Source organism: Pseudomonas sp. PvP100 (assembly GCF_017833055.1).
Classification (GTDB): Bacteria; Pseudomonadota; Gammaproteobacteria; order Pseudomonadales; family Pseudomonadaceae; genus Aquipseudomonas; species Aquipseudomonas syringae.
In genome coordinates, this window is the sequence record NZ_JAFIBO010000001.1 from 5,979,421 (window position 1) to 5,999,278 (window position 19,858).

At 58.3% G+C, this 19,858-nt stretch carries 15 protein-coding genes; 10 read left to right on the plus strand and 5 right to left on the minus strand.

Annotated elements, in window-relative coordinates; genetic code table 11:
* Positions 1-43 precede the first annotated feature (43 nt).
* From leuA to xseA, 3 genes are all read right to left on the minus strand, one after another.
* On the minus strand, positions 44-1,714 hold the full coding sequence (gene leuA, locus JOE39_RS26125) for a 2-isopropylmalate synthase (RefSeq protein ID WP_003421933.1): 1,671 nt from the start codon (positions 1,712-1,714) through the stop codon (positions 44-46).
* 372 nt (positions 1,715-2,086) lie between these two features.
* A complete protein-coding gene (locus tag JOE39_RS26130; protein WP_096137751.1) occupies positions 2,087-2,911 on the minus strand; it encodes a M23 family metallopeptidase in 825 nt (274 codons plus the stop codon).
* Positions 2,912-2,918: 7 nt separating this feature from the next.
* Positions 2,919-4,298, minus strand: coding sequence for an exodeoxyribonuclease VII large subunit (xseA, locus tag JOE39_RS26135; protein ID WP_162884893.1), 1,380 nt, complete (start codon positions 4,296-4,298; stop codon positions 2,919-2,921).
* Positions 4,299-4,429: 131 nt separating this feature from the next.
* On the opposite strand from xseA, the gene JOE39_RS26140 reads away from it, so the two are divergent.
* The 3 genes from JOE39_RS26140 to guaA all read left to right on the plus strand — a co-directional run bounded on the left by JOE39_RS26140 (position 4,430) and on the right by guaA (position 8,243).
* Positions 4,430-4,978: a sugar ABC transporter ATPase gene (locus tag JOE39_RS26140; protein WP_096133406.1), complete on the plus strand. Its 549-nt coding sequence runs from the start codon at positions 4,430-4,432 to the stop codon at positions 4,976-4,978.
* A 94-nt stretch (positions 4,979-5,072) separates the two neighbouring features.
* A complete protein-coding gene (gene guaB, locus JOE39_RS26145) occupies positions 5,073-6,542 on the plus strand; it encodes an IMP dehydrogenase (protein ID WP_003314194.1) in 1,470 nt (489 codons plus the stop codon).
* Positions 6,543-6,665: 123 nt separating this feature from the next.
* A complete protein-coding gene (guaA, locus tag JOE39_RS26150) occupies positions 6,666-8,243 on the plus strand; it encodes a glutamine-hydrolyzing GMP synthase (RefSeq protein WP_003409133.1) in 1,578 nt (525 codons plus the stop codon).
* A gap of 112 nt (positions 8,244-8,355) precedes the next feature.
* Here guaA and norR read toward each other — a convergent pair whose 3' ends face one another.
* Positions 8,356-9,939 (minus strand): nitric oxide reductase transcriptional regulator NorR, encoded by a 1,584-nt coding sequence (gene norR / locus JOE39_RS26155; protein ID WP_210078079.1) that lies wholly within the window; start codon positions 9,937-9,939, stop codon positions 8,356-8,358.
* Positions 9,940-10,068: 129 nt separating this feature from the next.
* On the opposite strand from norR, the gene hmpA reads away from it, so the two are divergent.
* From hmpA to tadA, 7 genes are all read left to right on the plus strand, one after another.
* Complete coding sequence (hmpA, locus tag JOE39_RS26160; RefSeq protein WP_096133408.1) at positions 10,069-11,256, plus strand: NO-inducible flavohemoprotein; 1,188 nt, start codon at positions 10,069-10,071, stop codon at positions 11,254-11,256.
* A 224-nt stretch (positions 11,257-11,480) separates the two neighbouring features.
* The gene (locus tag JOE39_RS26165; RefSeq protein WP_210078077.1) at positions 11,481-12,566 is read left to right on the plus strand and encodes a nitronate monooxygenase; all 1,086 of its coding nucleotides are present in this window, start codon (positions 11,481-11,483) and stop codon (positions 12,564-12,566) included.
* An 11-nt stretch (positions 12,567-12,577) separates the two neighbouring features.
* Positions 12,578-12,967, plus strand: coding sequence for a tautomerase family protein (locus JOE39_RS26170; RefSeq protein WP_003409144.1), 390 nt, complete (start codon positions 12,578-12,580; stop codon positions 12,965-12,967).
* A 346-nt stretch (positions 12,968-13,313) separates the two neighbouring features.
* A complete protein-coding gene (locus JOE39_RS26175; protein WP_063313516.1) occupies positions 13,314-13,799 on the plus strand; it encodes a hypothetical protein in 486 nt (161 codons plus the stop codon).
* A gap of 452 nt (positions 13,800-14,251) precedes the next feature.
* Positions 14,252-16,228 carry a tetratricopeptide repeat protein gene (locus JOE39_RS26180; protein WP_210078075.1) on the plus strand — a complete coding sequence of 659 codons (1,977 nt, stop codon included), beginning with the start codon at positions 14,252-14,254 and terminating at the stop codon, positions 16,226-16,228.
* 165 nt (positions 16,229-16,393) lie between these two features.
* Positions 16,394-17,767, plus strand: coding sequence for a multicopper oxidase family protein (locus JOE39_RS26185; RefSeq protein WP_004403157.1), 1,374 nt, complete (start codon positions 16,394-16,396; stop codon positions 17,765-17,767).
* Positions 17,767-18,276, plus strand: a complete 510-nt coding sequence (tadA, locus tag JOE39_RS26190; protein WP_024649591.1) for a tRNA adenosine(34) deaminase TadA — start codon at positions 17,767-17,769, stop codon at positions 18,274-18,276. The genes JOE39_RS26185 and tadA overlap by 1 nt, the downstream gene beginning before the upstream one ends.
* On the opposite strand, the gene mltF is transcribed toward tadA, so the two are convergent.
* Positions 18,273-19,772 carry a membrane-bound lytic murein transglycosylase MltF gene (gene mltF, locus JOE39_RS26195; RefSeq protein ID WP_080053099.1) on the minus strand — a complete coding sequence of 500 codons (1,500 nt, stop codon included), beginning with the start codon at positions 19,770-19,772 and terminating at the stop codon, positions 18,273-18,275. The genes tadA and mltF overlap by 4 nt on opposite strands.
* Positions 19,773-19,858 lie beyond the last annotated feature (86 nt).

Consider the following 19,858-nt stretch of genomic DNA (forward strand, 5'->3'; position numbering starts at 1 on the left):
GCGATGCGGATGACGGACCTGCGTCCGCCATCCGGCTATCGAATCAGGCAGCCTTGGCTTGCGTCTGACTGATTGAACGATTCAGAGCACTGAACAGGGCGCGGAAGCTCGCCGTGGTGATGTTTTCATCGATGCCCACACCATGCACGGCGCGTTCGCCATTCACGCGCAGCTCGATGTAGGCAGCTGCCTTGGCGGTGGTACCCGAGCCGATCGCATGCTCGTTGTAGTCCATGATTTCCACGGCCAATGGCAGGCCGGCAACCAGTGCTTCCAGGGCGCCCTTGCCCTTGCCGCGCCAGTGCTGGGTTTCACCGTCGACGTGCACCTCGGCATCCACCGAGCTGTTGCCGTTCTCTTCCTGCAACTTATGGCTGATCAGCGCATAAGGAACGTTGGCTTGCAGGTATTCACGACGCAACAGCGAGTGAATCTGCTCGGCCGTCATCTCCAGACCCAGACGATCGGTTTCACCCTGAACCACCTGGCTGAACTCGATCTGCATGCGGCGTGGCAGGGAAATGCCATATTCCTGTTCCAGCAGGTAAGCGATGCCACCTTTGCCCGACTGGCTGTTGACGCGGATCACCGCCTCGTAGCTGCGACCGATGTCAGCCGGGTCGATCGGCAGGTAAGGCACTTCCCACAACTCGCCTTCCTTCTGCTGGGTGAAACCCTTGCGGATCGCATCCTGGTGCGAGCCGGAGAACGCGGTGTGAACCAGGTCGCCAACGTACGGGTGACGTGGGTGAACCGGGATCTGGTTGCACTCTTCGACGACCTTGCGCACGCCGTCGATGTCCGAGAAGTCCAGCCCGGGATTGATGCCCTGGGTGTAGAGGTTCAGCGCTACGGTGACCAGATCGACGTTGCCGGTCCGCTCGCCGTTACCGAACAGGCAGCCCTCGACGCGATCCGCACCGGCCATCAGGCCCAGCTCGGTGGCGGCAACGCCCGTGCCACGGTCGTTGTGGGTATGCAGGCTGATCAGCACGCTGTCGCGGCGGGTAATGTTGCGGCCGAACCACTCGATCTGGTCGGCGTAAATGTTGGGTGTCGCTACTTCCACGGTCGCCGGGAGGTTGAGGATCACCTTGTTCTCGGGCGTCGGGTTCCACACCTCGATTACCGCATCGCAGACTTCCTTGGCGAATTCCAGTTCGGTCGCACTGAAGGTTTCCGGCGAGTACTGGAAGGTCCACTGGGTTTCCGGCTGTTGTGCTGCGTATTTAACGAACAGCTTGGCCGCGTTGACCGCGATCTCTTTCACCCCGGCCTTGTCCTGATTGAAGACAATGCGGCGGAACGACGGGCAGGTCGCGTTATACAGGTGAACGATGGCTTTTTTGGCGCCGCGCAGTGATTCGAAGGTGCGGGCGATCAGGTCTTCGCGAGCCTGGGTCAGTACCTGGATGGTGGTGTCATCCGGGATGTGGCCGTCTTCGATCAGGGTACGCACGAAGTCGAAGTCAGTCTGCGAAGCCGATGGAAAGGATGCCTCGATTTCCTTGACGCCGACGCTGACCAGGGCTTTCCAGAAGCGCAGCTTCTTGGCCGCGTCCATCGGCTCGATCAGCGACTGGTTGCCATCACGCAGATCGGAACTGCACCAGATCGGCACTGCGTCGATGGTCTTCGAAGGCCAGGTGCGGTCAGGCAGATCGATGGTCGGGAACGCACGGTACTTCTTCGAGGGGTCTTTGAGCATGGTCATCAGGAAATCCTTTTGTATTCACGGGGCCGGGGTTGGGCGGCCTGCCGTTCTGGATAGATAGCACAGGGAATTGCGAACACAGGGACGAGGCACAGCATGCTAGCCAGGCAGTCGGGCGCTGACCAGGCTGAGGCACCGATGTTGGCGCAACAGAATAAGGGTTTGAGAGGTTTTCATGAGGCCAACCGTAACCATTGGCATGGATGATGGCAAGCATTTGAAAAAGATTGGAATAAATTCTCGAAAAGGCGTCTTTAGCGATTTTTTATAGCGGGATATGAAGCTTTATGTTCGGGTTATTGTTGGACGAAAGCGATGTGCGCAATGAGGGGGCAGGTGAGCGAGCGGGGTAACGCTCGCTCACCAACAGGCTCACGGCTGAAACGCGCCGATGAAGATAGCCGGGTCCACACGCGCATCGTTGAGGCTGACGTTCCAGTGCATGTGCGGCCCGGTTGCGCGACCGGTTGCGCCGACTTTGCCAACCACTCCGCCACGCGGGACGAGGTCGCCGACCTTCACGTCGATCTTCGACATATGGCAAAACATGCTGATGAAGCCTTGCCCATGATCAACGAATACCGTGTTGCCATTGAAGAAGTAATTGCCGGTCAGGATGACCTTACCCGCTGCCGGAGATTTGATCGGCGTGCCTGCAGGAACCGCGAAGTCCAGGCCCGAATGCGGGTTGCGTTCTTCGCCGTTGAAGAAGCGACGCACGCCGAACTTGCTCGACAACGGGCCGTTGACCGGCTTGTCCAGAATCAGATTGCTTGGCGTGCCTGGGCTGAAACTACGGTAGGCGCGCAGTTGCTCGGCCAGTTCGCCCTCGATGCGTTTGTTGTCTTCAGGGTTGGGATTGACCTGACGTTTGTTCTTGAGCGTGATGTGCTGCTCCGGGTATTTCTTGCTGCCAACGGTAAAGTTGAGCGTGCGCCCGCCCGACATCACTTGCTGGGTACCGGGTTTGACGCTCAGCGGAATGCCGACGATGGCCAGCCAGCGCGTGCCCTGTTCCTTGACCACCAGCACCGGTTTGCCTTGATAGGTGGCGGTCGGTGCCTGAGCGCCCGCGCCCAGATCGATAACCGCGACACCGCCGGGCACCGGCTTGTCGAGTGCGCGAGTGATGAAACTGTCGGCGTGGGCCGGGAGACAGAGCAGCAGGGCGAACAGCGGGGCGATAAAACGTAGCATCAGGCAGTCAGTCCAGAAGGGAGAGGGTCACGGGTGTGAGGTGATTGTCTTCGACGCGCACGTGCAGTTCGCCTTCGCTGAGCCTGGCGGTAAGCCGTTGGCCCGTTTGCGTCTGTGCAGCGTTGCGGATTGCGTGGCCGCGCTCGTCGAGCAAAATGCTGTAACCGCGTCCCAGTGTGGCAAGCGGGCTGACCACGTTGAGGGTCTGCACCTGACTTTGCAGTTGCAGCTTGCGCGCCTTGACCTGTTCGCGAATGGCTCTCGGCAGACGCTCGGCCAGGGCATCCAGACGCTGGCGCAAAAAGGCCAGGGTCCGGCCTGGATGCTGGGCAGCAAGGCGGCTTTGCATGTGCGCCAGACGCAGCTGACGTTGATGCATGTTCTGTTCAAAGGCGCGGCGCAGGCGCATGTCCAGGTCGTCCAGCCGTTGCGACTGCTGACGCAAGCGCTCGCCAGGGTGACGCAGACGCCGGGAAATACCCTCAAGACGCAGCCGCTCGCGCATCAGGCGGTCCTGCATGCGGCTGACCAGTCGCCGGTGCAGGTTGTCGACGCGTCGATGCAGGTCGCTGGAATCCGGGGCGAGCAGTTCGGCCGCAGCTGAGGGCGTCGGTGCGCGCACGTCGGCGACAAAGTCGCTGATGGACACATCGGTTTCATGCCCGACAGCGCTGACAATCGGCGTCACGCAGGCGTCGATGGCGCGGGCGACAGCTTCTTCGTTGAAGCACCACAGGTCCTCCAGCGAGCCGCCGCCACGGGCCAGGATCAGTGCATCGAAGCCTCTGCTGTCGGCCAGCTTCAGTGCGCGGACAATCTGGTTGATCGCCTCGCGACCCTGAACGGCTGTGGGAATCAAGGTCAGCTCGACCCGCGGCGCGCGACGGCGGAACACGCTGATGATGTCGCGGATTACCGCGCCGGTCGGAGAACTGATAATCCCGATACGTTGCGGGTGCAGCGGCAGCGCGACCTTGCGCTCGGCGCTGAACAGGCCTTCGTCGCTGAGCTTGGCTTTCAGCGCATCGAACGCCAGGCGTAACGCACCATCACCGGCAGGTTCCACCGTATCGAGAATCAGCTGATAGTCGCCACGGCCTTCAAACAGCGAAACCTTGCCGCGCACCTTGACCTGCAAGCCGTCCTTGAGCGCCTGACGCACACGCGCCGCGCTCTGCCGGAACAACGCGCAGCGGACCTGCGCGCCAGAGTCCTTCAGCGTGAAGTACACATGGCCCGACGCCGGGCGCGAGAGGTTGGAGATCTCGCCCTCGACCCAGATGCTGCTGAACACGTCTTCCAGCAGCACGCGGGCGCGGCCGTTGAGCTGGCTGACAGTAAGGACTTCCCGGTCGAGGCCGAGTCTTGCGAAAGGGTCTTTGATCATGTCGGGCATCATAATGGCAATGCCGGTCTGGCGCACAGGTCTGTCTCGTCGGTAAAGGCAGGATTGCTTCTTGACCTGAATGGCCAGCCCATTAAGCTGCGGCCTCGAACAGCTTTAAGCGACGCTCCGTTATGAACACCCAAAGCATCATCGTCCCGCAAATCTCCACCTTTCCCGGGCACGAGGCCAGGGCGCGGCTGATCCTGCGCTGGTTGGTCAAGCTCAATGTGGTCGAGCCAGAGCTGACCACGTGCGGACGCACCTATAACAAGATGGCCTACTCGGTGGCACCGGGCGCGAAGCGGGTGGTGAAGAATCCCGATGCGTTGCCGTTCGGACAGGTCGTCAACGGCCTGGAAATCGTCACCAGGCGCTGCATCTATACCCCGCTGAACGACTTTGCCGAAGAGGCCGGTTGCCCGGAGTGTCGCCGCGAAGTGGGGGAGGCGCTGTTCGACAGCCTGGAAGACTGGATGCCCGGTCACACCGATAATTTCACCTGCCCCGAATGCCGCCATGAAGATGACATCAACGGCTTTCTTTTTCTCGACGCCTGCGGGTTTTCCAACCTCGGTTTCATCTTCAATAACTGGCTGGATGCGTCGTTCACGCAGACCTTTCTGGATGACTTCGCCGAACGTCTGGATCGCCCGGTCTCCCGCGTTAATGTGCGTCTATAAACAGCTTTGATAATAGGCTGAGGTTTACATTGAGCCGGGCGGGGTCTGTGGGTATAATGGCGCGCTTCCAATTTCCCGCCCGGGAGCCCCCGCGATGCTGCGTATCAGTCAAGAAGCCCTTACATTCGACGACATTCTCCTTGTGCCCGGTTATTCCGAGGTACTCCCTAACGAAGTCAGTCTGAAAACCCGTTTGACCCGTGGCATCGAGCTGAATATACCTTTGGTCTCTGCTGCAATGGATACAGTCACCGAGGCCCGTCTGGCAATTGCCATGGCCCAGGAAGGCGGTATCGGTATCATCCACAAGAACATGACCATCGAGCAGCAAGCTGCCGAAGTGCGCAAGGTCAAGAAGTTCGAGGCCGGTGTCGTCAAGGACCCGATCACGATCGAAGCCGACGCCACTGTCCGCGATCTGTTCGAACTCACCCGCATGCACAACATTTCCGGCGTACCGGTCCTGCACAATGGCGACCTGGTCGGCATCGTGACGTCCCGCGACGTACGCTTCGAAAATCGTCTTGATGTCCCTGTCCGCGAAGTGATGACGCCCAAAGAGCGTCTGGTCACCGTGCGTGAAGGCGCCGACAAGAACGAAGTGCGCGAACTGCTGCACAAGCACCGCCTTGAAAAAGTCCTGATCGTGGATGCCAATTTCGCGCTCAAGGGCATGATGACCGTCAAGGACATCGAGAAAGCCAAGGCTTACCCGCTGGCCAGCAAGGACGATCAGGCTCGCCTGCGTGTCGGCGCTGCAGTCGGTACCGGCAAGGACACCGGCGAGCGCGTCACCGCACTGGTTGCGGCTGGCGTTGACGTCGTGGTCGTCGATACCGCTCACGGCCATTCCAAAGGCGTGATCGACCGCGTCCGCTGGGTCAAGGAAAACTTCCCGCAGGTGCAGGTCATCGGCGGCAACATCGCCACTGGCGAAGCAGCCAGGGCACTGGTTGCCGCAGGCGCCGATGCAGTCAAGGTCGGTATCGGCCCGGGCTCCATCTGCACCACGCGTATCGTTGCCGGTGTCGGCGTGCCGCAGATCAGCGCCATCGCCAACGTCTCCGCTGCCCTTGAAGGCACTGGCGTGCCGATGATCGCCGACGGCGGTATCCGCTTCTCCGGTGACCTGTCCAAGGCCATCGTGGCTGGCGCCTCCTGCGTGATGATGGGCTCGATGTTCGCCGGTACTGAAGAAGCGCCAGGCGAGATCGAACTGTTCCAGGGCCGTTCCTACAAGGCTTATCGCGGCATGGGTTCGCTGGGTGCGATGTCCCAGGCGCAAGGCTCGTCCGATCGCTACTTCCAGGATTCGTCCGCAGGCGCCGAGAAGCTGGTGCCGGAAGGTATCGAAGGCCGTGTGGCCTATAAAGGTCCGTTGTCGGCCATCATCCATCAGTTGATGGGCGGCCTGCGTTCCTCCATGGGTTACACCGGCAGTGCCGACATCGAGCAGATGCGTACCAAGCCCGAGTTCGTTCGCATCACCGGTGCCGGTATGGCTGAGTCCCACGTCCATGACGTGCAGATCACCAAGGAAGCGCCGAACTATCGCGTCGGCTAAAGCCTCCAGCTTCAAGCCCCGAGCAATCAGCTACAAGCGGTAGTTACGCACATGTAACTACCGCATTGATTCCGACAACTTGCCGCTTGCAGCTTATAGCTTGCAGCTGCTCAGAGAGTTTCCATGGCCCTCGACATTCACGCCCACCGTATCCTGATCCTCGACTTCGGTTCCCAGTACACCCAGCTGATCGCCCGCCGCGTGCGCGAAATCGGCGTGTATTGCGAGCTGCATCCGTTTGACATGGATGACGAAGCGATTCGCGAATTCGCTCCAAAAGGCGTGATCCTCGCCGGCGGCCCCGAGTCCGTACACGAAGCCGACAGCCCGCGCTGCCCGCAAGCGGTATTTGACCTGGGTGTGCCGGTTTTCGGTATCTGCTACGGCATGCAGACCATGGCCGAGCAGTTGGGCGGCAAGGTTGCCGGTTCCGAGCTGCGCGAGTTCGGCTACGCTCGCGTTGACGTAGTCGGCAAAAGCCGTCTGCTCGATGGTATCGAAGACCATATCGACGCCGACGGCCTGTTTGGCCTCGACGTATGGATGAGTCACGGTGACAAGGTCACCAAACTGCCGGAAGACTTCCACATTCTGGCCAGCACCCCGAGCTGCCCGATTGCCGGTATGGCTGACGACGCTCGCGGTTACTACGGCGTGCAGTTCCACCCGGAAGTGACCCACACCAAGCAGGGCGGTCGCATCCTGTCGCGCTTCATCCTCGACATCTGTGGCTGTGAAGCACTGTGGACCCCTTCGAAGATCGCTGAAGACGCCATCGCTCAGGTTCGCGCCCAGGTCGGTACTGACAACGTGTTGCTGGGCCTGTCCGGCGGCGTTGACTCCTCCGTGGTCGCTGCGCTGCTGCACAAGGCCATCGGCGATCAACTGACCTGCGTATTCGTCGACAACGGCTTGCTGCGTCTGCATGAAGGCGAGCAAGTGATGGCCATGTTCGCCGAGAACATGGGCGTCAAGGTGATCCGCGCCAACGCCGAAGAACAGTTCCTGAACAATCTGGCAGGCGAGAGCGATCCAGAGAAGAAGCGCAAGATCATCGGCCGCACCTTCATCGACGTGTTCGATGCCGAGTCCTGCAAGCTGGACAACATCAAGTACCTGGCGCAAGGCACCATCTACCCGGACGTCATCGAGTCGGCTGGCGCGAAAAGCGGCAAGGCCCACGTCATCAAGTCGCACCACAACGTGGGCGGCCTGCCGGAAGAAATGAACCTCAAGCTGGTCGAGCCACTGCGCGAGCTGTTCAAGGACGAAGTCCGCCGCCTGGGCCTCGAACTCGGCCTGCCCTACGACATGGTCTACCGCCACCCATTCCCAGGCCCAGGCCTGGGCGTGCGCATCCTCGGCGAAGTGAAGAAGGAATACGCCGACATCCTGCGTCGTGCCGACCACATCTTCATCGAAGAACTGCGCAAGGCCGACTGGTACCACAAGGTCAGCCAGGCGTTCGTCGTGTTCCAGCCGGTCAAATCAGTCGGCGTCGTCGGCGACGGCCGCCGCTACGCCTGGGTCGTCGCGCTGCGCGCTGTCGAAACCATCGACTTCATGACTGCTCGTTGGGCACACCTGCCTTATGAGCTGCTGGAGACAGTGAGCGGCCGGATCATCAATGAGATCGAAGGGATCTCGCGGGTGACTTACGACGTGTCGAGCAAGCCGCCGGCTACGATTGAGTGGGAATGATGGGACGTCCGGCATTGTCCGGCACGATCTAGCAAAAAATGCCATGGAGCCCGCTTAATTGCGGGCTTTTTGGTTCTGGCCGATTTTCTTTTTGAGAGTGAAGTGACTACTTTTAACGCAATATGCTCACCCCCAGCCTACCTGCGAGCCGAGTCAAATTCGCGCGATCCAGGTTCAGACTTCTAGCTGCAGCAGAAACATTGCCTTCTGAGCGCCTGAGAGCCTCTTCCAATATCGCTTTCTTGTATCCGTCCACAGATGATCTGAAGTCTTTAGCCAAGGGTTGCAGCGAAAGGAGAGGGCCTGATTCATTTGCAACCCTCTCGGAGGGCGATTCCAGGAGGTCAAGGTCCTGCAACTCCAGCGACAAGACACTCTGCCTTTTCAAAGACGCCGCTCTTTTTTTTGCCTTCAGCGCCGCCCTTGCCATCAGGTGTTCCAGTTCCCGGATATTCCCTGGCCACGAGTAGCCGACTAATGCTTGGCGGGCAGAGTCGGAAAATCGCAACGAAGGTACGCCGACCCTCCAGCGGTTTTCTTCCGCGAAAGCTCCGGCCAGCAACATGATGTCGTCCCGACGTTCTTTCAAAGAGGGGACGCGTAATGGGTAGACGCTTAGTCGGTGATACAAGTCTGCTCGAAAGCGACCCGCACGCACTTCCTCAATCAGGTCTCGGTTGGTGGCGGCAATCAAACGAATATCGACGACATGGAGCTTGTCGGAACCGACCCGCTGAAGCTGGCCGCCCTGAAGTACTCTAAGCAGGGTGGCTTGTGCGGCCAACGGCAGCTCGCCGATCTCATCCAGAAATAGTGTGCCAGTGCTGGCCACTTCAAATTTACCCAGCCGATTTTCGATGGCTCCCGAAAAGGCGCCTTTGACGTGTCCGAAAAGCTCGCTTTCAATCAGGTGCTCAGGAAGGGCGGCGCAATTGACCGTTATGAACGGTTTGTCCGCTCGCGCCGAGAGATCGTGCAGCCGCTGGGCAACCAGTTCCTTACCTACTCCGGTTTCGCCGGTAATCAAAACCGTGAGGTCGCTTGAAGCGACCAGATCGATTTCAGAGAGGAGTTGCCTGAAACTATCGCTGTTCCCAATCATTTCAGGCTTGGGCCTGCGTGCAGAGAGTCGATAGGCTTCTGCTCGTTTCCGTTCTCCGGCAACGGTGCGCAATAGATCATCAAATCGGGATGCCGCTACGACGGTCGCCGCAGCGAACATGGCAAAGGTCTCGACGGTTTGAAGATCCTGCTCGGAGAACTGCCCCACGGTCAGGGCGTCCAGGGTCAGAACCCCCCAGGTTTTGTCATTGATCCGCAACGAGCAGCCCATGCAGTCGTGCACGGGCAAGGCGCTTGAACCGATCAGGCCGTCATAGGGATCCGGGAAATCACAGTTTGTGGGGAATAGAACGGCCCCCTGCGCTTCAATGATTGCCTTCAGTCGAGGATGGTTTGCGACACGGTAGCGTCGGGCCATTGCGTCACTGGCCAAGCCATGCGCGGCAACCGGAATGAGTTCGCCCTGCTCCAGGCGCAGTAATGCCACAGCATCCGAGGGGACCAGCTCTCGCAATGCGTCCAGAACACGGTAGTAACGATGCTCTGCAGGCAGCTCTGCTGCTAAATCACCCAAGAGCGGAAGGAGGGCATGCAACGCCTTCAATTGATGAGTCGTAATGACATCTTTTTTCACGGATAAGGTCCTAATAACACAGTCATAAAGACTCTATACGCCTTTGGCTTGTTGTTTTACAAGGCTTTTATGCTTGGCATGGCGGTTGCTCTAACCAAGGGTATAGATTCCTATCCTCTGGAGCCCACCATGCTGACCTCAGCCCAGCGCGACATCATCAAAGCAACTGTGCCTCTGCTTGAAACCGGAGGGGAAGCGTTGATCACTTATTTTTATAAACTCATGCTCGATACGCACCCTGAAGTGCGTCCGTTGTTCAATCAAGCGCATCAAGTTAACGGGTCGCAGCCCCGCGCGCTTGCCAATGGCGTGCTGATGTATGCCAGGAACATCGACAGGCTCGAAAACCTGGGCGGGTTGGCGAGCCAGATAATCAACAAGCATGTGGCGCTGCAGATCCTTCCCGAGCATTACCCTATTGTCGGCTCCTGCCTTTTGCAGGCTATCCGCGAGGTACTGGGCGCAGAAACCGCAACAGATGAAGTCATCGCAGCCTGGGCCGCAGCCTATCAACAGCTCGCAGACATCCTCATCGCCGGTGAGCAGAGTGTCTATGACGCCATTGCTGCAGCTCCGGGAGGCTGGCGGGGTGCCCGTCAATTCACAGTCTTGAGAACGGTGGCCGAAAGCGCTGAAATTACGTCATTTTATCTTGCGCCCACTGATCATCAGCCCGTTATCCGGCATAAAGCCGGACAGTACATCGGCCTACGGCTCATGATCGATGGTAAGGAAGTGCGGCGTAACTACTCTTTGAGTGAGCAGGCTAACGGTGTTCGATATCGAATCAGCGTCAAGCGTGAGCTGGGGGGACTCGCGTCTACTTATCTGCATGATTATGTGGAAGAGGGAAGCACCCTCGATGTGTTTCCTCCCTCCGGGGATTTCACGCTTAACGACCATATCAAGCCACTGATACTTATCAGCGGCGGCGTCGGGATCACGCCAACGTTGGCAATGGCCGAGCAAGCGCTGGAGTCCGGGGAGCGACCAGTAACCTTCATTCACTATGCACGTAATGGTCAGGTGCATGCGTTCTCAGACCTCCTGCGAAGCTGGCAACAACGCTATCCGCTGTTCAGGGCTCATGTCGTTTATGCAGAGCGAGCCGATCATGAGGTCTACACGCCAGACGCCATTGGCTTTCCCTTAATCACTCACCTTGAACAATGGCTGCCGGCCGACCGCGATGTCGACGTTTATTTCCTGGGACCCAAACCATTCATGGCATTCATGAAACGAGCCTTAAAGGATCTGGGAGTACCAGAGAATCAGGCCCGGTATGAGTTTTTCGGTCCCGCAGAAGCCTTGGCGTGAGGTTGTAAGGCAAACGTCTAACCAGGCAACAATGCTGCTGATGTGCGGCGCTTCAAGCTCTATCTGCGCTGACCTTTAAGCGCACATGGATCCAGGTAAGCGGTTAGAGTTCGAACCTGTTTTGGCCTATTTGACTTTGCTGATCGCCGTAGGCGTTGGCCTACTGCTCTCAACACTGCTGACCGTTCGACTTCCTTCCCCACTCCAGACAGACAGGTAGTTAAATGAACACCACTAATTTCTGGTCCAGCATAGGGGTTCGACTACCCATTATTCAGGCGCCGATGGTTGGCGTTTCAACTCCAGTACTTGCTGCCGAGGTTAGTAACGCAGGAGCCCTGGGATCGATCGGCCTTGGCGCCAGCACCCCGGATCAGGCACGAGCCCTTATAAAACAGACGCGCGAACTGACTGACCAACCGTTCAACGTGAACATGTTCTGTCATAGACCTGCCTGTTTTAGCCATACGCAGAATGATGCCTGGCTGGCCTATACCGCAAAATGGTTCTCCGAATTCGATGCAGCGCCTCCTCAAGAAATACGCGAAACTTATAAAAGTTTTCTGAGTGACCGGGTGATGCTTGAAGTGCTGTTAGCCGAGCGGCCCGCCGTAGTCAGCTTCCACTTCGGCACACCCGACTCGGCCTGGGTAGCTGAGCTACGAGAGGCGGGCATTGTTACGCTGGGTTGTGCCACCACGCTTAAAGAAGCACAAATGCTTCAGAAGGCCGGCGTAGATGCCATTGTCGCGCAAGGCTATGAGGCAGGTGGGCACCGTGGCGTATTCGACGATGCGCCCAATCAGGACCACGAGCTTGGGTTGTTCCCATTGACCCGCATGCTGACAACGCACATACGCTTACCGGTGATCGCAGCCGGTGGGATCATGGACGGCGCAAGCATTAATGCAGCATTGGCACTAGGAGCCGCAGGGGTACAAATGGGAACCGCCTTTATCCTGTGTCCGGAGTCCTCAGCTACGCCCGAGCATCGCGCAGCGCTTATCTCCGCAAGAGCCCATGAAACTCGAGTAACCAGCTATGTATCCGGCCGTCCTGCCCGTGGCTTGGCGAATCGTTTGTACCTGGAAAGCACTGGACAGCAGATCCCTGTCCCAGCCGAATATCCCTTGGCTTATGATGTGACCAAAGCACTGCACGCCGCCGCTGTTCTAAAAGGCTGTCATGATTTTGCCGCTCAATGGGCCGGGCAAGGGGCGCCGCTCGCACGCGCACTCCCTGCAGCAGAATTGATCAAAACCCTGGTGGAAGAGATGCGTTCAGCGTCTAAATCCACAACCTTCCTGTAGAGAGACAATCAATGCCATTGCTGAAAATTGATGTAATAGAGGGCCGTTCGGATCAGGAAATCGAGACGTTGCTGGATGCGATCCACGACGCGATGGTGAACGCATTCCAGGTTCCTGAACGTGACCGATACCAGGTGTTGAATGAACACAAAAGAAATCGACTGATCATTCAGGATACGGGGCTTGGATTTACGCGGTCCGACAAAGTCGTTGTCATCACCGCCATTAGCAGGCCGCGTCCAGCAGAGATGAAAAAGCGGTTTTATGCCCTGATAGCAGAAGGATTGGAGCGCAACTGTGGCATCGCAGCAGAGGACGTCATGGTTTCGATAGTGATCAACAGTGACGAAGACTGGAGTTTCGGTCTGGGGCGCGCTCAATTTCTAACAGGTGAGCTATAAAGGCACTTCCGCCAATCACCACCTCGAACTTCACGCTACATGCTGGGCAAAAATCAATCAGGGTTGGGGCTTATGGGATCTATCAAACGGCCCGAGAACGCAAAGGAATCAGCGCTAAGTCAGCCGCTGGTGATACGTCCCAATGAGCACTTTCGCGTAAGAGGCTGCCGTCGTGACGGACGTCTCAGCTCCTTACCACCCCCAAAGCATCTCATTTGAAACTGGCTTGAAGTTCGAGGAAAATCCGCTCAAAGGCACCCCAAGCCCCAAGCCCCCACATCGACGCAGGGGCAGCCCAGCAAAAAGATTCGATATTCACATCCCCAAAAACCAAGGACCCCCGTTCATGAAATCCCGATTTTCTCTCAGTTCATCTTTCCTGATCCTGTTGTCGCTGACAGGGTGCGCAGCGAATATGGATGCCCCAAAGCACGATCAGCCTGGAGAAAGTGCGCTTTACGGCAGTTGGCATGTTGCAGGTGTAGCGGTATCAGACTCGGGCGTGCAGGCACTGGGGGATGATGATCCGAGCTTTATGGGGCGACGTCTCAGCTTCAGTCACGACCAGCTGGCATGGAAAGCGTCCACAGACTCTACGGAGGATGTGTGCAAGGGGCCTGTTTTTCATGAGCTTCCGGCGATGACTGGAGCTGAACTGGAGCCGCAACTCCACAAGCTTGGCATCGAAAAAGCTGTGCGCTATAGCGTTGAATGCAAATCTGGAAGCTGGGGTCCTTTTGATAAAGAAACGCCGGCATTTTTCCTGGCACAGGACGGGTCGTTAGCTCTTTCCTGGTATGACGGCGGACTGCTGAAGCTCGTGCGAGACTGATCACGGGCAGGCCCTTCGCATAGCGCTGTGAAGGGTCTACTAGAAAAGAAACCCGCGCTGTAACCAGATGCAGCCGTAAATCCACCTGCCACCTGAAAAGCTCACTGGACCCATGACGCCAAAGGTCCCGGTGAGCAAGAATATCGCTGTCGATACTTGCCTGACCGTTCGTGCGTCCGGATCGTAAATAGTGCTCATCTCGGCCAATAATCCTTTGGTGTGTCATCCAGCGTTTTGTCATGGCCAACTCTGGGCATTGCGCATCGCGCGAGCAGGTCGACCGCTGTAACTGTACTAGGCTATGACGGCTGCTCCCTGGGTGCCAGCCTGACCGGGTCCAAACGCCACAATATCTTCAGTGGCGAATTCAAAGGCTGACCCTCCGCACACGTTATGACCTGAAGCACCTGACGCCACTTGCCCATTAACCCCAAACCGCGGCGACTCCATTTATGTTCAAACGCATTCTGTCCGCCCTCAGCGGCAAGAAATCTCAAGCTTCAACAGATAACTCGCCTGCTGATACAACGCCGCCAGAAGTTAACGATGGCGAGTTGATCACCGTCTACGACAGTTACGGGCGCGAGATGAAGATCACTCGGAGCGAGTGGCGCGAGAAGGTGTTCCTGCCCAATCTGAAACAGCAGTGGGGTGATGCTGACGAGCTTTACAACCTCATTGTTTCGGGGCTCAACGATGGATTTGCGACTGACCTGATGCCTGCCGCCGAACGACTGGTCGAGATCGACGCTAATCCCGAGCGCAGTTATGTGGTGAACGGCATCGTGCTGATGCATAACGCCCGGCTCGATGCTGCAGAAGCCACGCTGCGCGAAGGGCTGGCTAAAGTCGGCGTGTCGGGAATCATTCTGACCAATCTGGCCAAGGTGTTTGCCGAGCGTGGTGATCAATCAGTTGCAGAGGCAACGCTTTGGCAGGCGGTTGAGGCCGATCCGAATCAGGAAAACGGCCTGTTGTGGTGGCTGAGCATCCAGCAGGAACGGGGCGGTGAGGCCGCCTATCTCGATGCTCTACGCACTGTAGCGGCGTTGCCGGGCAGTTGGCGTGCGCAGTTGTGGATGGCGCGGCATTACCTGCAGCAGCAGAACGTCGCGCAGGCGCGTGTGTTGTATGAAGAGGTACTGGCGGGCGGTCATTTCGACCGCAGTGCCTTGCAGATGATATCGGGTGACTTGGGCAACAATGGCCACATTCCGCTGATCATCGAGCTTGTCGGGCCTGCTTATGATGAGCACAAACATGATTCGACGGCAGGTCTCAACTTGCTGCGTGCCTATCAGGAATTGGGCAGGGTGGATGAAGGCGAGGCGTTGCTTACTCGCTTGTATGCACTCGGCTTTGCGCCAATCAAAAGTCACCTTGACCAGTTTGCGCGTGCTTTCGAGGACGTGCGCAGGCCGGAAGACAAAGGCATTCCGATTGATCCTGCCAGCGTGACGATCAGTACCTTGGCGCTGAACAAGCCGGTCTGGCACTACGGTTTGCGCAATGCTGACTGGCTCTTCGCGCAAAAACCGGAAGGTGCGCCAGAAATCGGTTTCTTCGCCTTGTCCAAAATCATGGAGAAAGCAGAGCCTGCCGAATCGCAGCGCGAGGATGATGTCGGGCGCTATACGCGTGCCATTCCTCTTTACATGGCGGAGTCGGTTCACTACTGGAACGACTATGTAGCCAATTGTTATGTTCAGGTCGCGGAGGGTGCGGGGCCGGTTGTTTCGGGGGTTGAGGTCGACGGCAACACACTGTTCGATATCGTCCCGCCAACGACGAAGTATTTCGTGACGGGCGAAGTGGGTTGTTCGGGTGAGGGCGATCAGGCCCAGTGGCGGATTTCACTGAGCCTATGGAATTGTGCGACCCGCACCCGGCAAACCGTTGAAAACGGTAGTGCAGGCAAGGCAGAACTTGGTGCGCTGGTACTTGATCTTCAACAGCGCTTGCTGGCCGGTATCGGACTCAAGCGTGAGCAGCCGCTGGATGTGTTTTACCAGCAGCCTGCAGCCGAGGTTTTGCCGGTGTATCTGACCCAGTTGGGCCAATCATTCATGCTGACGTTGCTTGCGAACGACCATTTGCCCAAGTCGTCAATGTGGGGTGAGCGGGCCATGCTCGAATGGCCCCTGAATATGGCGCTCCAGTGGCCTGAGATGGAAACCGCAAAACTGATGTACATCTCAGGGCTGGGAAAGGCGCTCGGTTACAAGTCGGAGACAGTGGCCGAGCACCAGCAACGATGCCTGCAAGTGCTGAGCGAACTGGAACGGGCAAACAGCCCGGCATGGCGCCTTGCACCGTTGGTATGGAAAGTGTTCGGCATGCAGGCAGAGCTGGAGGACTACCGCGCCAATCTTCCGCCTGATACAGAGCCGGCCTATATCGAATGGCTTGAGCGGGTGAGCCAGGCATAGCGGTTGATTGATGCAAAAAGCCGGAGCGGGCGTCACTGCCTTGCCCGGCTTTTTTACGCCTTGTGGTATCCACCCTTATCTTTACGCAAATGCAGGTGTATCGTATTCGCCCCTCGCATTTGCTCGCAGATGCGCTCAGTCGTCGTTTTCGAGGTTGTGCCGTTCATGTCCTTTACCCGTCGTCAAATCCTTACAGGCATCGCCGGTCTGGCCGTAGTCGGCCTAGGCGCGGGTGGTGCTTCGCGTTACTGGATGGGGCGTCGCGAGTCTGAAGCTGGTACGGACTTTGTGCTGATCGCCGCGCCGCTGGATGTGGAGTTGGTGCCTGGCCACAAGACGCCTGCCTGGGCCTTCGGCGGTTCTGCGCCGGGCACGGAGTTGCGCGTGCGGCAGGGTGAGTGGCTGCGGCTGCGTTTCATCAATCAGTTGCCGGTCGAGACGACCATTCACTGGCATGGCATTCGCTTGCCGCTGGAAATGGATGGCGTGCCGTATGTGTCGCAGTTGCCGGTCAAGCCGGGTGAATACTTCGATTACAAATTCCGTGTGCCGGACGCCGGTAGCTACTGGTATCACCCGCACGTCAGCAGCAGTGAAGAGCTGGGCCGCGGTCTGGTCGGGCCGCTGATTGTCGAAGAACGCGAGCCGACCGGTTTTGCCCATGAGCGCACGGTCAGTCTGAAAAGCTGGCATGTGGACGAAGTGGGTGCGTTCACCGAGTTCAGCGTGCTGCGCGAAGCGGCGCGTGAGGGCACGGCGGGGCGGCTTTCAACGTTGAACGGCATTGCGCAGGCGGTGATTGAGTTGCCTGCCGGGCAGATCACTCGCGTGCGCTTGCTCAATCTCGACAATACCGTGACCTATCGACTCAACCTGCCGGACGCCGAGGCGCAGATCTATGCGCTGGATGGCAACCCGGTGAAACCGCGTCCCTTCGGCGACGAATACTGGCTGGGGCCGGGCATGCGCATCTGTCTGGCAATCAAGGCTCCGCCGGCGGGCGAGGAGATCTCGCTGCGTAACGGCCCGGTGCGCCTGGGTACGTTCCGCTCGGTCGCCAATAATGACGCACCTGGCCAGTGGCCGCCCGAGCTGCCGGCCAATCCGGTGGCCGAGCCTGATATGGAAAACGCCGAGAAGATCAATTTCAACTTCGAGTGGGTGGGCTCGATGTCGGTCAACACCGACAATGGCAAGCCGCCGAGCCTGTGGCAGATCAATGGCGAAGCGTGGGACATTACCGACAAGACCTGCGCCGATCGGCCTATCGCCAGGTTGAAGCTGGGCAAGAGCTATATCTTCGAACTGAAGAACATGACTCAGTATCAGCACCCGATTCATTTGCACGGCATGAGTTTCAAGGTGATCGCCTCCAATCGGCGCAAGATCATCCCGTACTTTACCGACACCTTCTTGCTGGGTCGTAACGAGCGGGCGCGAGTGGCGCTGGTGGCGGATAACCCCGGTGTATGGATGTTCCATTGCCACGTGATCGATCACATGGAAACCGGCTTGATGGCCGCCATCGAGGTGGCATGATGCGGCAACCGCAGATCATCGACCGCAGCAATGATCAGTACTTCATGCGCGAGGCGCTGGCGCTCGCCTCGCAAGGCGCGCTGTTGGGTGAAGTGCCAGTCGGGGCAGTGGTGGTGCAGAACGGCGAGATCATCGGTCGTGGTTACAACTGCCCGATCAGCGGCAGCGACCCCAGCGCGCATGCCGAAATGGTCGCGATTCGTGACGCCGCCAAGGCGCTGGACAATTATCGCCTGCCAGGCAGCACGCTCTACGTGACGCTGGAGCCGTGCAGCATGTGTGCGGGGCTGATCGTGCACTCACGGGTGGCGCGTGTGGTCTACGGAGCGCTCGAACCCAAGGCGGGCATCGTGCAGAGCCAAGGGCAGTTTTTCAGTCAGGCATTTCTCAATCACCGCGTGCTGTTCGAAGGCGGAGTGCTGGGCGAGGAGTGCGGGACGATGTTGAGCGAGTTTTTCAGGATGCGACGGGCAGCTAAGGACGCTGGCAAAGGCCAAGGCAACGTTTAGAGCGCAGATTCGTCCGTGCTATTGCTGGACGAGGGGACGGGAGAGGCTGGCGGGACGGGCGGTTGGGTCTTGTCGACGCCAGGAACATGCAGGTTGCCGTCGGCGACCTGACTGCCTTCAAGCTGGGGCTGCGTCACCCAGGTCAGAATGTCGTAATAACGGCGAATGTTGGCCACGAAATGCACCGGCTCACCGCCTCGGGCATAGCCGTAACGCGTTTTGCTGTACCACTTCTTCTGTGCCAGACGCGGCAGCATTTTTTTCACGTCGAGCCATTTATCAGGATTCAGCCCCTCGTTCTGGGCCAATTTGCGCGCATCTTCCAGGTGACCGCTGCCAATGTTGTAGGAAGCGAGAGCTAGCCAAGTGCGATCCGGCTCTTTAATTGAGTCGTCCAGTTGATCCTTTATGTAGGCAAAGTACTTTGCCCCGCCCTGAATGCTCTGGCGCGCGTCCAGCCGGTTGGATACACCCATGGCTTGCGCGGTGTTCTGGGTGAGCATCATCAGGCCGCGCACGCCGGTTTTCGAGGTCACGGTTGGCTGCCACATCGATTCCTGATAGCCAATGGCGGCCAGCAGTCTCCAGTCGACCTGTTCTTTCTTGGCCGATGTCTGGAAGTGTTTTTCGTATTTGGGCAGGCGTTCCTGAAGGTGCTGGGCAAAGGTGTAGGCACCCACATAACCGAGTACATCGACGTGACCGTAGTAGCGGTCTTTCAGGCGTTGCAGCGTGCCGTTCTTTTCGACCTTGTCGAGGTAGGCGTTGATTTCGTTGAGCAGGCTGTTGTCTTCACCCGGCGCGACGGCCCAGCGCTGCGCGCGCGCTTCGCCCAGGTCGAAGGCGACGCGCACGTTCTGGAAGTAGACCTGGTTCATTGCCAGCTCATTGGAGTCGACCAGGGTCAGGTCGAGCTGGCCTTCGTCGACCATGCGCAGGAGATCAACGACCTCGACCGCGTCAGATTCTTCATATTCAATGCGGGGATTCTGCGCCTTCAGCGCCGCCAGTTGCTCGGCATGCGCGCTGCCTTTGAGCACCATGATGCGCTTGCCCACCAGATCGCCGGGATCGGTCGGCCGCGACTGGCCGTTGCGATAGACCACCTGAGGGGTGACTTCCAGATAAGAATGCGAGAAACGCGCCTGCGATTTGCGCTTTGGTGTCTCGATCAGGCCGGCGGCACCGAGTACCGGACCGCCTGGTTTGTTCATCTGGTCGAAAAGATCGTCGAGATTGTCAGCCGTTTCTATCTTCAATTCGACGCCCAGGTCCTTGGCAAAACGCTTGACCAGCTCGTATTCGAAGCCGGTTTCACCGTTGCGATCCTGGAAATAAGTCGCCGGGCTGTTGCGAGTGATCACCCGCAGTACGCCGTCCTCCTTGACTCGCTCCAGTGTGGTGGGTTTTTCCACACAGGCGCCGAGCATCAGGAAGAGTCCGGTTGCGATGAGCCATTTGGCGCAACGTGGGCGGAAGTCTGGTTTGAAGAACATCGGTGCAGTATACGCAAAGCGCACCGGGCGCCATATCTCGACAGTGAAGCTTGCGTCTGATAGGCGAGGGGCTTTTACCGGCATTT

Excerpts from the sequence above, each read along its gene's own strand:
- mltF (WP_080053099.1), bottom strand. The coding sequence starts at position 19,772 with ATGTTCTTCAAACCAGACTTCCGCCCACGTTGCGCCAAATGGCTCATC.
- JOE39_RS26185 (WP_004403157.1), top strand. The coding sequence starts at position 16,394 with ATGTCCTTTACCCGTCGTCAAATCCTTACAGGCATCGCCGGTCTGGCC.
- JOE39_RS26140 (WP_096133406.1), top strand. The coding sequence starts at position 4,430 with ATGAACACCCAAAGCATCATCGTCCCGCAAATCTCCACCTTTCCCGGG.
- JOE39_RS26130 (WP_096137751.1), bottom strand. The coding sequence starts at position 2,911 with ATGCTACGTTTTATCGCCCCGCTGTTCGCCCTGCTGCTCTGTCTCCCG.
- leuA (WP_003421933.1), bottom strand. The coding sequence starts at position 1,714 with ATGACCATGCTCAAAGACCCCTCGAAGAAGTACCGTGCGTTCCCGACC.
- JOE39_RS26165 (WP_210078077.1), top strand. The coding sequence starts at position 11,481 with ATGAACACCACTAATTTCTGGTCCAGCATAGGGGTTCGACTACCCATT.
- tadA (WP_024649591.1), top strand. The coding sequence starts at position 17,767 with ATGCGGCAACCGCAGATCATCGACCGCAGCAATGATCAGTACTTCATG.
- guaA (WP_003409133.1), top strand. The coding sequence starts at position 6,666 with ATGGCCCTCGACATTCACGCCCACCGTATCCTGATCCTCGACTTCGGT.
- JOE39_RS26180 (WP_210078075.1), top strand. The coding sequence starts at position 14,252 with ATGTTCAAACGCATTCTGTCCGCCCTCAGCGGCAAGAAATCTCAAGCT.
- JOE39_RS26170 (WP_003409144.1), top strand. The coding sequence starts at position 12,578 with ATGCCATTGCTGAAAATTGATGTAATAGAGGGCCGTTCGGATCAGGAA.
- guaB (WP_003314194.1), top strand. The coding sequence starts at position 5,073 with ATGCTGCGTATCAGTCAAGAAGCCCTTACATTCGACGACATTCTCCTT.
- hmpA (WP_096133408.1), top strand. The coding sequence starts at position 10,069 with ATGCTGACCTCAGCCCAGCGCGACATCATCAAAGCAACTGTGCCTCTG.
- xseA (WP_162884893.1), bottom strand. The coding sequence starts at position 4,298 with ATGATCAAAGACCCTTTCGCAAGACTCGGCCTCGACCGGGAAGTCCTT.
- JOE39_RS26175 (WP_063313516.1), top strand. The coding sequence starts at position 13,314 with ATGAAATCCCGATTTTCTCTCAGTTCATCTTTCCTGATCCTGTTGTCG.